This is a genomic window from Pseudomonas sp. Pseusp11 (assembly GCF_047304405.1).
Classification (GTDB): Bacteria; Pseudomonadota; Gammaproteobacteria; order Pseudomonadales; family Pseudomonadaceae; genus Aquipseudomonas.
On record NZ_JBGLZF010000012.1, the window covers coordinates 141120 to 154265 of the forward strand.

The window sequence follows — 13146 nt, forward strand, 5'->3', positions numbered from 1 at the left end:
TACCGCCATCATGCTGGTGACGTCCAAAGGCGCAGCGGCGGTATCTGGCGGGAGTTTCGTGGTGTTTGCCGCGACGGTGACCGCCATCGGTGTACTGCCGGTCGAAGGCCTGGCCCTGCTGTTCGGCGTGTATCGCTTCATGTCGATGGCCATCGCCACCTGTAACACCATCGGTAATAGCGTGGCGACCGTGGTGGTATCCAAGTGGTCGGTTGAGTTCATCGAACAGACGGCGAAGGCTGAATACAGCCGCGTGTTCGGACGTAGTCCAGCGGCAGCGCTTTAAGCATCTATGGGTGGGATACCCGTGAACGACCGAAGATCGACCGCATCGCCTGCCCCTGGCTGATCACTCGCTTTTTTGTGGGGCCTCTGCAGATTGAAAAGCAGCAAACGAAGGCCATCAAACTTTACTGACGGCCAACTCTGCGGATCGCTCAAGGCAAAGCCTTGAAACTTCAACGCCGTCCACAAGACTCAAAATTCACTGTCGGTTCACGCTGAATCGTTGTCGATATTCACCAGGTGTCAGCCCCGTAATCCTGATGAAGATCTTTCGGAACGCACCGGTGTCGCTGTAACCGACATCCCACGCAATAGACTCCACATTCAAATTGCTGAATTGCAGCATTTCACGCGCCCGCCCAACGCGCAGTCTCTGACAATAATCGATAGCCGTAAAACCCGTTGCCTTTCGAAAGCGCCGAAGGAAGGTTCTTTCTTCCAGCCCTGAACGCGCTACGAGCGAAGCAAGCGCTGCATCCTTCGCTCCACTTGCCTGCAGCCAGTGTTGAGTTTTGAGCACGGCGGCATCGCCATGGGTCAGGTTCGGGGAAAACGCACTGTAGTAGCGTTGTTCTCGCCCAGGAGGATCCACCAATAAATAGCGCGCAGTTTGCGCCATGATCACAGGCCCGAGAAAACGGTCGACCAACTTCAAGCCAAGATCAATCCACGCCATCAATCCACCCGCGCTGATGATATCGCCGTCGTCGATGACCAATTTGTCTGTATCGAGATGCACATCGGGAAACCGTTGCCGAAACAGCTCGGCATGATCCCAATGCGTAGTGACCGACCGACCGGATAAAAGACCCGTTTCAGCCAACAGGAATGCGCCTCCACAGACGGAACACAACGTTGTCCCTGCACGATGATGGCTGAGTAGCCACTCAACGAAGGGCTCGGCCTCCTGTGTCGATATCTGCCCACCCAGTCGAGGGGGCATCAGCAGCACGGTAGGCGTTCCCCCCTCCTCCTCGCTTTCCTCATCGACCCTGACCGGCGTCCCGTTCGCTTCTTCAATTTGCCACTGGCTCACCCGCAGGAACACTGAGGATTTGTTGTGATGCTGCACGGCAAAGCGATCGGCAACCTTGAAGAGATCGATCAAACCGTAGATGGCGGCGAGCTGTACGCCGGGAAATCGGACGATGCCGATCTCAATGCTGGAAGGTAATGTCATTTGTCGATATTAACCCTATCTATGTCGAAATCGCCACGGGACACCTTCAGCTCTCCAGCCCATGATCCTCAACAGATTTACCGACCAATAAAAGGGCTGGCAGATGGCAAATCAAGTAGGTGCAATTGAAACTCCGCAGTGGCGAATCTCAGGCGAGTGGCTAGATGTCTGTTCGTGCAATTCGCCGTGCCCCTGCACATTCGCTCAGCCTCCTACAGGCAATCATTGCGAGGTGCTTTGGGCGTACAGAATCAATGAAGGTCACTATGGCCCGACTCCCATGGCAGGCCTGAAGGTTGTCCTGCTTGCCAACTTCACAGGCAATCTCTGGGATGGCGCCTGGCTGGATGCGGGGGTTTTCCTCGACGTAGACGCCGATGACGCCCAAAGAGCGGCTTTGGCGGCAATTTTCACCGGAGCGGCCGGTGGCTGGATGACGCAGTTTGTGCCCACACATGTGCGTGAGCTCAGAGGCGTCGAGTTTGCGAAAATTTCCGTCGATATCGAGAGCACACTTGAGCGCTGGCGGGTGACGGTCGATGACAAGGTCGAAGCGAGCGGCCAGGCCTTGAAGGGGCCGACCTCCGACCCGACGAAGCTGTTGCAGAGCTTCAACCCTCCCGGCAGCGAGGTCGGCCCGACCGACGCACCTGTTACCTGGGGCAAGAGCGTTGCCGGACGCTGGAAAGCATTCGGGTTTGATCAAAATATTCCGGCCGGCCAAGCGAGCAAGCACATTCCTTTCGACTGGCATGGGCCGGACGCACCATGATGAAAACCGTCATATCCGCTTCGCGAGCGGCGGCTTCAGTCCTCGGGCGAGGTCAACAAGGGCTGGGATGGACGATAGTTGTCGTTGCGCTCAGCCTGGCAACCTGGTTCGAGATGCTGATAGTCATGGGCAACATGGACGAGGGGCCAGGAACGCCACTGCACGACCTGCCAACTTACCTTACTGGCTGGGTTGTCATGCTGACAGCAATGATGCTGCCGTCAGAACTCAACTACATTACGGCCTTCGCGGGCATGCTGAAGTCCCGGGGAAGCAAACCCATCACACAAGCGCAGCGCATGACCTGCTTCATCGCTGGCTATGGTGTCGCTTGGGTGAGCTACGGCCTGGCTGCCTATCTCCTGGACTCCGCCATCCGGTCATTCGGCCTGGAATTCCTTGCATGGAACCGTATGGGCCCGTACTGGGCAGGAGCTGTACTTATCGTTGCCGGCGCCTTTCAGCTCTCATCCCTGAAAAATGTGTGTCTGACGGGATGTCGGTCGCCTTTCTCGTTTTTCGCTCGCTATTGGCGAGGCGGCAATGTCGGCGCCGTTCTGATGGGCGCGCGGCACGGCATGGTTTGCGTCGGCTGCTGCTGGGCGCTGATGGCGGTCATGTTCGCTGTCGGCGTCATGAGCCCCACCTGGATGGCGCTGCTGACGCTGTTGATGTTCGCTGAGAAGGTACTGCCCAATGGCCAGAAGCTGGCGACTCCGATCGCAGTGTTCCTGGTGGTGATGGGAATGTGGATCGCGATATCACCGGACACACTACCGCTTCTTAAAAATCCTTTGCTTCCCTCCATGAGCGTGTCCCATGTGCATTGACTTGTCAGTAATGACGCCGGCAAGTCACTGGCCACTGCAAGCAAAACGTCGCCTCAACTATCGAATGGAGCGTTATCGATCAGGTCGCACACGTTCGGGCAATCGAAACCATGGATGTGGCGGCGCCCGACATCCCCAAGGCCAGTGCCAATAGCCGTGCGAGGCTTCTTGCGAGCGACTTCGGCGACCGCAGCAGTGAATGCCGCTTTCATCCCGACACGGGGGTACAGCGCAAGAGTGTCGTCAATCAATGAAGGTGTGATCTCTTCAATGAAGAGACCCATCACATCGACGTGCGCGCCCATGTAAACAAGTGCAATTTCCGACTGCTTGCGATCAGCAATACCTGCACTGGAATGAAGGGCAATGGCGTCCCAGACAAGCTCGGCTTTCGACTCCGAATAGCCGTTCGCCAGCAGAAAGCGGCTGGCAGCATCGGCCCCGTCGACTTCAAAGCGCTGATCGGCAGCAAACTCATTTGTCAGTCCCAAATCATGCAATAGCGCAGCGAGGTAGACCGCCTCGCGGTCATATTTCAGGCCTCGCTTCTGTCCGATGAACTCGGCAAACCACCATGTCCGGTGTACATGGTGCAACAGCGCCGGTGGGTGGACGCGCTCTACGAGAGTGGAGGCCTTGCGGGCAAGTTCAGAGTCGGGGGCACCGAAGCCGCCAATGATGATAGGAGTGCTCATGGTTGTTTTCCTGTGAATGACGTTGGTTCGAAATTCAGTTTAAACTTCGCCGCTCGGCACAATTGACTATTTACGGATGATTCGTGCCAACACATTCATCACATTCCAGTGAGAAAGAGCGTTGAGCAGAACGACGAGAGCAAAACCTCCGCTTTCAGGCCGGGCGCAGAAGCGCGTGGTGATTTTGGGACTGCCCCCCGTGGACTCTCTCGACGTCACCGGGCCGGCAGAAGTATTCGCCTTTGCGAATAAGTTGCACCGCAGTGACGACAAGCCCTACATCCTCGAGTTGGTGGGGGTAGGCGCCGACTTACGATTGGAAAGTTGCACCGGCATTGCGCTTATGGCGCACAAGACACTCCAGCAAGAGCGTGATGAAAGTGCAGCGATTGATACCTTGATCGTGGTTTCAGGCTGGGAAGCGCAGGATCAGCTGGACGAAGCCGCCATCGACTGGATCAGGACAAGATCCGAAAATATCCGGCGAGTGTGTTCCATCTGCGTTGGTGCATTTGCCCTGGCCAAGGCGGGGCTTTTGAATGGTCGACGGGCAACGACTCATTGGCGTATGACACGCAGCCTGGCTGAGCGCTATCCCCTTGTGCAGGTCGATCCGAATCCAATCTGGGTCAAAGACGGCAATGTGTACACCTCAGCTGGCGTCTCGGCCGGGATTGATCTCGCGCTTGCGTTGGTCAGTGAAGACTTGGGCGATGGCTTTGCCATGGAAGTGGCAAAAAACCTCGTTTTGTTTCTACGGCGCCCTGGAGGGCAGGCACAATTCAGTGTCGCCCTCCAATCGCAGCATGTGTCTGGCTCGACTCTGGATGAGCTATGTGTCTGGATCAATGAGCATCTGACTTCGGAACTCACAGTTGAGATCCTGGCGGACAGGCTGTCCACAAGTGTCAGAACGTTGATACGTCTGTTCCAGCGAGAGCTGCAGACCACACCTGCAAAATACGTCGAAAATGTCCGGCTGGAGGCTGCCTGTCGATCGATAGAGCTAGGGGTTCGATCGATGGAAGAAGTCGCACGTCGCAGTGGATACCAAAGCGTGGACGTATTGAGGAAAGCATTCATACGACGTCTTGGTGTGAGTCCGAAAGAGTATGTGCACCGCTTTTCTCCAATCAGCGATTAAGTTGCCGTGACACTAATCGCCCGTAAATTGTCAATTATTTCAGATAACAGTATTTAAACTGTGTTTTGACTACTGACACATCGCAACCCTAGACGGATATAGAACAGTTCTGGCGACTGTGCGGTGTGACGCGCAACGGGCGCGCTATCACTACGGAGTTTTCATCATGCAAGGACGCAAGTATCTCGTCACTGGTGCCACGGGCAAAATAGGAACCCGCGCCATTCGCCACCTTCTAAAAGAGGGACACGCAGTTCGTGCTTTCATCCAACAGCAAGATGAGCGCAGTGAAATACTGGAGGACGACGGCGCTGATATCTTTGTGGGCGACCTCCTTGACAAGGATGACGTCAGTCGTGCGATGAAAGGAATTTCGGGCGCGTACCTGTATTACCCGGTACGTCCGGACTACGTCCAGGTAGCGGCGTATTTTGCAGATGCAGCTAAAAGAGCAAGACTCGAAGTTGTCGTCGAGATGTCGCAGATTTCAGTTCGCGAAAACTCGTTGAGCCATGCTGCGCGCAACCACTGGGTCGCAGAGCGTTTATTTGACTGGTCGAATGTCCCGACTGTCCACTTACGCCCGACGTTCTTTTCTGAATCGCTGACGTTCCCATGGGTGCTGGATCAGATCGTCAAAGACAACAAAATCACCCTGCCATATGGATCGGGAAGACATGCGCCAATCGCTGCAGAAGATCAGGCGCGTCTGATTGCGGCGCTTCTCACGCAACCTTCTGATCATATCGGGAAGACCTACTCACTCCACGGCCCTGAAGAACTCGGCCACGCGCAAATTGCTGAAGAAATCAGCAGCGTTTTAGGTCGCACTATCACCTATTCACCCTCGTCCATGATGGAGTATCGCAAACACTTGCAGACTTACAATCTGCCGGCCTTTTTGATCCAGCACTTCATGGCAGTGGCGATTGACTACCAAAATGGCATTTTCGAAGGCAAGGACGAGATTATCCGCGAGGTAACCGGAACGCCGCCTCAAACAGTCAGCGAATTCGTGCGAATGAATAAGCAGACATTCATGGCTTGATCGTGCTGATGTTTGCCGATGCCAGCTATGAGCAGCTTCGGGATCTGGCAAAAATCACCCAGAAACAGTCAATTTTTACCGTTGAGGATTACTTAGGCTTACCTGCCCAGGGCTGCCGGGTTGTCCGCCATCCCCTTCCCCCAAGAAGAAAGCATATGATTTCCGGATGGCTCTCAACTGCTCTCGCTCGCCGTAATATTCACTATGGCTGGGCCATGATCGCGGTCACCTTTTTTACCGCCCTGATCAGCGCCGCGTCGGTCGGCGCACCAGGTGTCTTCATCGTTCCGATGCAAATGGAGTTTGGCTGGAACACCGTAGAAATCTCATCAGCGCTGTCGATCCGTTTCGTGCTCTTCGGTCTGATGGCTCCTTTCTCCGCCGCGCTGATGAACAGATACGGCTTACGAAATGTCACCCTCACGGCACTGCTGGTCATCGTGATCAGCCTCTTGCTGTCACTGGGCATGACCGAGATCTGGCAGCTTTTCATCCTGTGGGGCATAGCGGTCGGCATAGGCGCAGGTATGACTGCGCTGACCCTCAGTGCCACCGTCGCATCGCGATGGTTCAGTGCTCGTCGAGGGCTTGTCGTCGGTGTTCTCACCGCCAGTACGGCAACAGGCCAGCTTATCTTCTTGCCAATCCTCGCGAACATCACCGATCACTCCGGATGGCGCTGGGCACTCGGTTTGATGTGCATCATGCTGGTGATCGCTGCACTGGCGGTGCTGCTGGTGATGAGGGATCGTCCGAGTGATATGGGCTTGCGACCTTACGGCGATGTTGGCACCGTCCCGATCCCTGCCGTTACTTCGAGTGGCGCATCGATCATCGCGGCCTCTCTGGACGCCCTCCGTGACGCGGCGAAAACCAGGATTTTCTGGATTCTGTTCGGAACATTCTTTATCTGCGGCGCAACGACCAATGGCCTGGTTCAGGTTCATTTGATCCCGATGTGCGGTGACTTCGGTATTTCGCAAGTCAAAGCAGCGGGGCTGCTGGCGGCGATGGGTGTTTTTGACCTTATGGGAACAGTCGCGTCCGGCTGGCTATCCGACCGCTTCGACAACCGTCGGCTGCTGTTCTGGTATTACGCCCTTCGTGGCCTGTCATTGATCGCGCTCCCTTTTACTGACTTCTCGATCTATGGCCTTTCGTTATTCGCCGTGTTTTACGGACTCGACTGGATCGCGACCGTTCCCCCAACGGTGAGGCTTGCCGCTTCCCGCTTCGGTGCAGAGCGCGTGGGGCTGGTGTTCGGCTGGATCTTTGCCGGTCATCAAATTGGGGCCGCTGTCGCAGCCTTCGGGGCAGGATGGTCAAGGGTGGCACTGCTTAGCTATTTGCCGGCGTTCTTTACCGGCGGCGTGCTCTGCCTGATCGCGGCCTTGACCCTATTGACGATCAGACAGCGGGATAAGAAACCAGTCGCCCAACACGCGTGATGGATGTCGTCTGCCGCTGCAAAGAGAAAGTGGCAGAAATCGTCTGGGTTATGTCACTTGCCCCCTCTACTGGCGGCATAGACTGATGTTCGCTGACACCTTGCATGACTCGCAACGTCCAGCGTTTGTGAGTTCGTCGTTGAGCGCGGAGAAGCAAAATGCATGTGAAGACCCGAGGTGCTCGGATATATGTGAACGAGAGCGGAAGCGGCGAGCCTGCGCTCCTGCTTCTCCATTACTACGGCGGTTCGAGTCGGACGTGGGACGGTGTGATCCGTGACCTTGATAGCCAGTATCGGTCGATTGCCATGGATCACCGAGGCTGGGGCGAGTCGGATGCACCCGAGCAGGGTTACACCCTTAGTGATCTTGCAAACGACGTGCAAGACGTCATTGAAACCCTCAACCTCGATCGCTACGTGATTGTCGGCCACTCAATGAGCGGAAAGGTCGCGCAGCTATTTGCGTCCGGTCAGCCGTCAGGACTTCAGGGCCTGATCCTCGTATCGCCGTCGCCTCCGTCACCAATGAACTTTTCACCGGAACAACGGGCTGAAATGTCCAGGATCTACGACAGCCGGGAATCGATCAGTTGGGCTCTCGATAACGTACTCACGGCAAAAAGCCTGACTCCGGAGCTTTACGAGCAGGTCATCGTCGACAGCCTTCGGGGCGCTCCGCAGGCTAAAGCTGCATGGCCACTGGGCGGTATGGTTGAGGACATTACCGCTGACGTCTTGTCCATCAACGTACCCGTTCTGGTGATCGCAGGTGAGCTCGATCAGGTCGATCCACCCGCTACGCTTCAAAGTGAATTATTGCCACGGATAGCCGGCGCGCGAATGCAGGTGCTGCCCGGTACCGGACACTTGTCCCCTCTGGAAAATCCCAATGAGGTTGCGGCAGCTACTCATGAATTCATGCAGGAACTGCGGACATAGCTCCAGGCACGATAAAGAGCGTTTACCTCATTGGGAGAAAGACGGAATGAGCGAATCGAGCATTCGCTTTGTGCAATGTCAGTGCTGGTTGTTCTGTTTAGGAGGTAATGATGCGCTTCTTTCCGAAAGTGATTGCTGCGCGCAAGATTGATCCTGATAAGCGAGCAAGTGCCGTCGATTTCGTCAACCGTGTGAACTGGCTGTTCGAGACATGGGATCTCGAAGAAATGATCAACTCGTTTACGGCCGACGCCAAGGTCTTCCATTTCAAGGGTGAAGTCAGCGGTGAAGCCAACATCCGCCATTTCCTCACTGAGATCTATCCCTATCTGGTTCCTGGAGTCAGTCGTTGCGGCTCGGGCCATATCGTGGATGAAGAAGAAAACGGGCTCGTTGCAGTCCGATACCACAACCTGCTCGTACGCTATGCGGTGCCTGAAGACGCTCCGAAAATGAGCGACGGCGAGCTGACCGAGAGTGACTACCTGCCGATGATCTGGATGTACTCGCCGATGCTTGACCGACTGCGCGAGACCGATAACGGCTGGATGATCGCCGAGCGCTACATAGGCGGCTCAACGACGAATCGGCAACTGACGCCGCCAGATATCTCCGCTGCCGCGATACGACCTTTCCTTCCTGGTTCCTGATGAGTATTTAAAAATGAAGATCAAGGATTCAGTCGTGTTCGTGACTGGAGCCAGTCGCGGACTCGGCCTGGCATTTGCCCGTGAAGCGCTGGCTCGCGGTGCTGCAAAAGTCTATGCAGGCGTCCGTAATCCGGAAGGCTTCATCGAGCCTGGCATCGTTCCAGTCAAACTCGACGTGACCGATCCCGCGTCCGTCATTGCTGCGGCACGGATCGCTTGCGATGTGACTCTGCTGGTGAACAACGCCGGGATTGCGGAAATAACCGAGTCTCCATTTTCCGAAGATGCTGAGGATCAGGCGCGGCGTATTTTCGAGACGAACTTTTATGGCCTGATGCGCGTGACTGGCGCGTTCCAGGCCTCCCTTCCCGACAATGGTAGCGGTGGCATCATCAATGTTCTGTCCGATGTCACCTGGAGAAGCGTGCCAATACTTGCGCCTTATTCAGCATCGAAGGCAGCCGCATGGAGCTATACCAACAACATACGTTTGTCTCTCAAAGAAAGGAGCATCCAGGTTGTCGGCTTGCATGTTGGCTTCGTGGATACTGACCTCACCAAGGACTTTGATGTGCCGAAGGCGAGCCCGATAGAAGTAGTTCGCCAAGCCTATGACGCAATTGAAACAGGGGAAAGTGAGGTTCTGGCGGACGCGGGGACTCGCGCATTGAAGCAATCGCTCTCCTCCAAAGTTCCGGGGTACATTGATCCTGAAGTTCTCGAATCGAGGGACGCCTGAACTAAATAGCACTCGCGACTCAGGTCGCCTGGAGCATTTCACTCATCAGCTATCCCACTCACATCACCGACTTTCACTTGGGCCAGATCCTGCCGGAGTGAAGCCACGTTTTCAGTGCCATTCAATTGCTCAAACTGACGCTGGGCTTCTTGCCAGAGTGGAGCGGTTCTTTTGAACAAACTCATGCCCTCCTCGGTTAGTGCTGCGAGGCGACTTCTACCGTCGGAGGGTGAGGGACTGATTGAGATCAATCCCCCTTTTTCCAGGAAGCCCGCCATTTTCCCCATCGCCGTGCGCTCGATGTCGAGACGCTCAGCAAGCGTATTGATCGCGGCAGTCTCCATTTCATAGAGCGCTGCCAATGTGAGGTATTGGGTGATTCGAAGACCCGATGGCTCAAGCTGCGCATCGTAAAAGCGAGTGATCTGCCGGCTCGCCTTCCTTATCGCGGAACAATTGCACTGGTCGATCCCTAACGGTTGGCTAACCGGCAACATCTGCATATTTCCTCGTTACTACTGATGATTATTTCAAGTGCCCAGCGGGCTGCTTACGCATAGACATCCCGGTACTTTTCGATAAACGCCTGCACGGTCAGCGCAGCCGTACCGGTGATCTTCTCCACGATGTCATTCACACCGGCAAAGACTCCCTGTTGGTAATCCTGCGCGACTTCAACCAAATGTTGTGTCAAGGCGGCCGGGAACTTGTACTCCTGCGTCATTTTACGCTCGAACTCTTCGATTGATGTCGGGGCGTACTCGATTTTCGCACCCAGCACCTCGCTCATGGCCGCCGCGATTTCGGTGTGATTCATCTCGACAGGGCCGTGAAGGCTGTAAATTTTACCTCCGTGCCCCGCCGGGTTAGCCAGGATGTGGGCGATCACGCGCCCTTGATCGTCGGTAGCTATGGGAGCGTGACGACCATTCGCAAAGGGGAATTCGATTTTTTTGTTGGCCCAAATCTCCTTGGCGAAGTGAGGGTAAGCGAGCCAGTCCGCGAAGAATGTGGGGCGCAGGTGCGTGGTCGGTACGCCCGACCAGTCGAAGACACGCTCAGAGATCCAGTGATCCTGTGCCAGATGACTCTTGGACTCACGCCGCGCGGAAATCTGCGACATGTTCACGATGGCCTCTACCCCGGCCTCTTTTGCGGCCTGGGCAAAATACGCTGCACCTTCGATGATTCCCGATGCCAGCGGATAAAGGAAATAGGCCGAACGGATGCCTTCCATCGCCGCACGAATGTCATCGATGTTGGTGAAGTCGCCGATGGCAATTTCAACGCCACGCGCCCTAAGGGCTGCGGCTCGCTCATCGTCCGTGCGCACATAAGCGCGGACACGTTTTCCCAATTTGAGCAGCTCATCGATGGTAGCCCCACCGGTACGCCCCGTTGCACCACTTACAAGAATTTCAGCTGCGCTCATGATCTTGGCTCTCTCGATTAGCTGGAGCAAATGCCCCTGGAAAACTCACATAGGAGCATATACCCCTATGTGAATTAATTTAGGTGCACATGCTCCTACTGTCAACGTGTGCGGATGACCGTTCAGCGGATGGAGGGAAGTTCATTTGCCAATCACGGGTGACTTCTGCCGATATATTTTTCCTGTCTCCGGATACGCGGACGTACTTCCAATGGCAAAGCTCACGAAACCAGTCGCCCCGCCTACAGATGCCGGGCAGAAGCGGGTTGTCATACTGGGCCTGCCACCGGTGGACGCGCTCGACGTGATCGGGCCGGCAGAAGTATTCGCTTGGGCGAACCAAATGGCTGACGGAGGAATGGCCCCCTACGTACTTGAACTGGTCTGCTCATCTCCTGACGTGCACTTGGAGAGCGAAACAGGCATTGGACTCAAAGGGCACGTTACCCTTGAGCAGGAGTGTCGTTCGAACAAACCCATCGACACCCTGCTGGTGACCGCGGGCGCCATGACCTTCGAACAAATCGATCAGGTCGCCATAGACTGGATTCGAATGCGCTCGCCGACAGTGCGTCGCGTCTGCTCCATCTGTGTTGGAGCATTTGCCCTGGCGGCAGCGGGTCTCCTGGACGGGCGCAGCGCGACGACACATTGGGGAGTCGCTCGACGCCTGGCTGAGCGTTATCCCAAGGTGAAGGTTGACCCAACCCCCATCTGGATAAAAGACGGCAACGTCTATACGTCCGCCGGTATCTCCTCAGGAATTGACCTGGCGCTTTCGCTTGTCGCCGAGGATCTGGGAAATGACCTTGCCCTGGAAATAGCGAAGAACCTGGTCCTGTTTTTACATCGTCCAGGCGGACAGGCGCAATTCAGCTTCGCACTACAGTCACAACGCGCACGCGATTCAAACCTGAACGAGCTATGCCTCTGGATCAGCGAGCATCTGCATATGGAACTCACAGTCGAGATAATGGCTGCCAGAGCCTCAACCAGCATCAGGACATTGATTCGGATGTTTCAACGGGAGCTGCAGACCACGCCCGCGAAATACGTCGAAAACGTTCGGCTGGAGGCGGTCTGCCGTTCACTTGCGTTTGGCGAGAAATCGATGCACGACATCTGTCGTCGCTACGGCTATAGCAGCGTCGAGGTGCTACGGAAAGCCTTTACACGCCACTTCGGTATAACCCCAGCGGAATATGCCCACCGCTTTGACAAGAGCTCCGAGCCGACTCAACCCTGAGAACTCAACAAGAACTCGGCAACTCGCTTGTTGAGTTGCGCGATCCTGGTATCACCAGAGGCGTGCGCAACAACGGTCGTGCCCGTGATAAGGCTTAAAAATTGCGGAAGAATGACCTCTGCCCTGCCCGGTTCCATGATCCGGGACAAGCGAGTGCCAATGAAACTGGCCCACTCGTCAAAATGCAAGCTGACCTTTGCACGCAAGTTACTTGAAGCTTCGTCGCTGAAGTCATTCAGGCCACGAGCAAAGGTACACCCTCGAAAATCCTCTTCGGAAAACCAGTATTCGAGGAAGTCAAAAACCGCCAGAAGTTCAGCTCTCGCATCCCCTCCAGCCCGCGCGGTGTACTTGTTCAGGTTCGTGAACCGAAGCCAGTGCGAAAAATCCAGATAGGCAGCAACCAGATCGGACTTCGAGGGAAAGTAGTTATAGAAAGTCCTTTTGGATACGCCACTTTCAGCAATGATTCGATCAATCCCGATCGTGTGTACGCCACCCTCGTTAAAGAGGGTAATCGCCGTTTTCAAAATACGATCGCGGGGCTTGAGAGAGGCCATTTCCTCAAGGCGCAGGTCTTTGAAGCCTGAAGCATCAATAGTCATAAGAATTCTCCAGCGTGCAGCCTATTGCAAGTACACAGATCTGTCTACTTTTCTATTGAACAGGTAGACAGATCTGTGTACTTTTGGCGTGTGGGCTCAGCCCGGCCACAAGAACCGTCCAGGATACCGGA

General features: G+C 55.4%; 15 protein-coding genes and 1 pseudogene. 11 read left to right on the forward strand and 5 right to left on the reverse strand.

The features are described 5' to 3' along the window. Positions 1–4 precede the first annotated feature (4 nt). Positions 5–286: pseudogene (locus tag ACCC96_RS12555) on the forward strand (cation:dicarboxylate symporter family transporter); the annotation flags it as partial. 2 nt (positions 287–288) lie between these two features. Next, entirely contained in the window at positions 289–417 is a 129-nt protein-coding gene (locus tag ACCC96_RS12560; protein WP_413696011.1) for a chromate resistance protein ChrB domain-containing protein, read from the forward strand. A gap of 67 nt (positions 418–484) precedes the next feature. Here ACCC96_RS12560 and ACCC96_RS12565 read toward each other — a convergent pair whose 3' ends face one another. After that, positions 485–1465: a GlxA family transcriptional regulator gene (locus ACCC96_RS12565; RefSeq protein WP_413695980.1), complete on the reverse strand. Its 981-nt coding sequence runs from the start codon at positions 1463–1465 to the stop codon at positions 485–487. A 103-nt stretch (positions 1466–1568) separates the two neighbouring features. On the opposite strand from ACCC96_RS12565, the gene ACCC96_RS12570 reads away from it, so the two are divergent. Both ACCC96_RS12570 and ACCC96_RS12575 read left to right on the forward strand, forming a co-directional pair. After that, a complete protein-coding gene (locus ACCC96_RS12570) occupies positions 1569–2237 on the forward strand; it encodes a DUF1326 domain-containing protein (protein ID WP_413695981.1) in 669 nt (222 codons plus the stop codon). Beyond that, a complete protein-coding gene (locus ACCC96_RS12575) occupies positions 2234–3067 on the forward strand; it encodes a DUF2182 domain-containing protein (protein ID WP_413695982.1) in 834 nt (277 codons plus the stop codon). Before ACCC96_RS12570 ends, ACCC96_RS12575 begins: the two co-directional genes overlap by 4 nt. Before the next feature lie 53 nt (positions 3068–3120). Here ACCC96_RS12575 and ACCC96_RS12580 read toward each other — a convergent pair whose 3' ends face one another. Then, positions 3121–3762, reverse strand: a complete 642-nt coding sequence (locus ACCC96_RS12580; RefSeq protein WP_413695983.1) for an HD domain-containing protein — start codon at positions 3760–3762, stop codon at positions 3121–3123. Between the two features lie 121 nt (positions 3763–3883). On the opposite strand from ACCC96_RS12580, the gene ACCC96_RS12585 reads away from it, so the two are divergent. From ACCC96_RS12585 to ACCC96_RS12610, 6 genes are all read left to right on the forward strand, one after another. Beyond that, positions 3884–4906 (forward strand): GlxA family transcriptional regulator, encoded by a 1023-nt coding sequence (locus tag ACCC96_RS12585; protein WP_413695984.1) that lies wholly within the window; start codon positions 3884–3886, stop codon positions 4904–4906. Positions 4907–5072: 166 nt separating this feature from the next. Further along, entirely contained in the window at positions 5073–5954 is an 882-nt protein-coding gene (locus tag ACCC96_RS12590; protein ID WP_413695985.1) for an NAD(P)H-binding protein, read from the forward strand. Between the two features lie 2 nt (positions 5955–5956). Then, positions 5957–7402, forward strand: coding sequence for an MFS transporter (locus ACCC96_RS12595; protein ID WP_413696012.1), 1446 nt, complete (start codon positions 5957–5959; stop codon positions 7400–7402). Positions 7403–7560: 158 nt separating this feature from the next. Beyond that, positions 7561–8343 carry an alpha/beta fold hydrolase gene (locus ACCC96_RS12600; protein ID WP_413695986.1) on the forward strand — a complete coding sequence of 261 codons (783 nt, stop codon included), beginning with the start codon at positions 7561–7563 and terminating at the stop codon, positions 8341–8343. Positions 8344–8453: 110 nt separating this feature from the next. Then, on the forward strand, positions 8454–8993 hold the full coding sequence (locus tag ACCC96_RS12605; RefSeq protein ID WP_413695987.1) for a nuclear transport factor 2 family protein: 540 nt from the start codon (positions 8454–8456) through the stop codon (positions 8991–8993). A 13-nt stretch (positions 8994–9006) separates the two neighbouring features. Beyond that, positions 9007–9732 (forward strand): SDR family oxidoreductase, encoded by a 726-nt coding sequence (locus ACCC96_RS12610; protein ID WP_413695988.1) that lies wholly within the window; start codon positions 9007–9009, stop codon positions 9730–9732. 38 nt (positions 9733–9770) lie between these two features. Here ACCC96_RS12610 and ACCC96_RS12615 read toward each other — a convergent pair whose 3' ends face one another. Together ACCC96_RS12615 and ACCC96_RS12620 are read right to left on the reverse strand one after the other, a co-directional pair. Further along, a complete protein-coding gene (locus tag ACCC96_RS12615) occupies positions 9771–10235 on the reverse strand; it encodes a MarR family winged helix-turn-helix transcriptional regulator (RefSeq protein ID WP_413695989.1) in 465 nt (154 codons plus the stop codon). Between the two features lie 47 nt (positions 10236–10282). After that, positions 10283–11164 (reverse strand): NmrA family NAD(P)-binding protein, encoded by an 882-nt coding sequence (locus tag ACCC96_RS12620; protein WP_413695990.1) that lies wholly within the window; start codon positions 11162–11164, stop codon positions 10283–10285. 211 nt (positions 11165–11375) lie between these two features. Between ACCC96_RS12620 and ACCC96_RS12625 the strand changes: the two genes are divergently transcribed. Continuing rightward, positions 11376–12410: a GlxA family transcriptional regulator gene (locus ACCC96_RS12625; RefSeq protein ID WP_413695991.1), complete on the forward strand. Its 1035-nt coding sequence runs from the start codon at positions 11376–11378 to the stop codon at positions 12408–12410. On the opposite strand, the gene ACCC96_RS12630 is transcribed toward ACCC96_RS12625, so the two are convergent. Beyond that, positions 12401–13015 carry a TetR/AcrR family transcriptional regulator gene (locus tag ACCC96_RS12630; RefSeq protein WP_413695992.1) on the reverse strand — a complete coding sequence of 205 codons (615 nt, stop codon included), beginning with the start codon at positions 13013–13015 and terminating at the stop codon, positions 12401–12403. The genes ACCC96_RS12625 and ACCC96_RS12630 overlap by 10 nt on opposite strands. Between the last annotated feature and the right edge of the window lie 131 nt (positions 13016–13146).

Excerpts from the sequence above, each read along its gene's own strand:
- ACCC96_RS12575 (WP_413695982.1), top strand. The coding sequence starts at position 2,234 with ATGATGAAAACCGTCATATCCGCTTCGCGAGCGGCGGCTTCAGTCCTC.
- ACCC96_RS12625 (WP_413695991.1), top strand. The coding sequence starts at position 11,376 with ATGGCAAAGCTCACGAAACCAGTCGCCCCGCCTACAGATGCCGGGCAG.
- ACCC96_RS12565 (WP_413695980.1), bottom strand. The coding sequence starts at position 1,465 with ATGACATTACCTTCCAGCATTGAGATCGGCATCGTCCGATTTCCCGGC.
- ACCC96_RS12580 (WP_413695983.1), bottom strand. The coding sequence starts at position 3,762 with ATGAGCACTCCTATCATCATTGGCGGCTTCGGTGCCCCCGACTCTGAA.
- ACCC96_RS12600 (WP_413695986.1), top strand. The coding sequence starts at position 7,561 with ATGCATGTGAAGACCCGAGGTGCTCGGATATATGTGAACGAGAGCGGA.
- ACCC96_RS12605 (WP_413695987.1), top strand. The coding sequence starts at position 8,454 with ATGCGCTTCTTTCCGAAAGTGATTGCTGCGCGCAAGATTGATCCTGAT.
- ACCC96_RS12590 (WP_413695985.1), top strand. The coding sequence starts at position 5,073 with ATGCAAGGACGCAAGTATCTCGTCACTGGTGCCACGGGCAAAATAGGA.
- ACCC96_RS12630 (WP_413695992.1), bottom strand. The coding sequence starts at position 13,015 with ATGACTATTGATGCTTCAGGCTTCAAAGACCTGCGCCTTGAGGAAATG.
- ACCC96_RS12570 (WP_413695981.1), top strand. The coding sequence starts at position 1,569 with ATGGCAAATCAAGTAGGTGCAATTGAAACTCCGCAGTGGCGAATCTCA.
- ACCC96_RS12615 (WP_413695989.1), bottom strand. The coding sequence starts at position 10,235 with ATGCAGATGTTGCCGGTTAGCCAACCGTTAGGGATCGACCAGTGCAAT.
- ACCC96_RS12610 (WP_413695988.1), top strand. The coding sequence starts at position 9,007 with ATGAAGATCAAGGATTCAGTCGTGTTCGTGACTGGAGCCAGTCGCGGA.
- ACCC96_RS12620 (WP_413695990.1), bottom strand. The coding sequence starts at position 11,164 with ATGAGCGCAGCTGAAATTCTTGTAAGTGGTGCAACGGGGCGTACCGGT.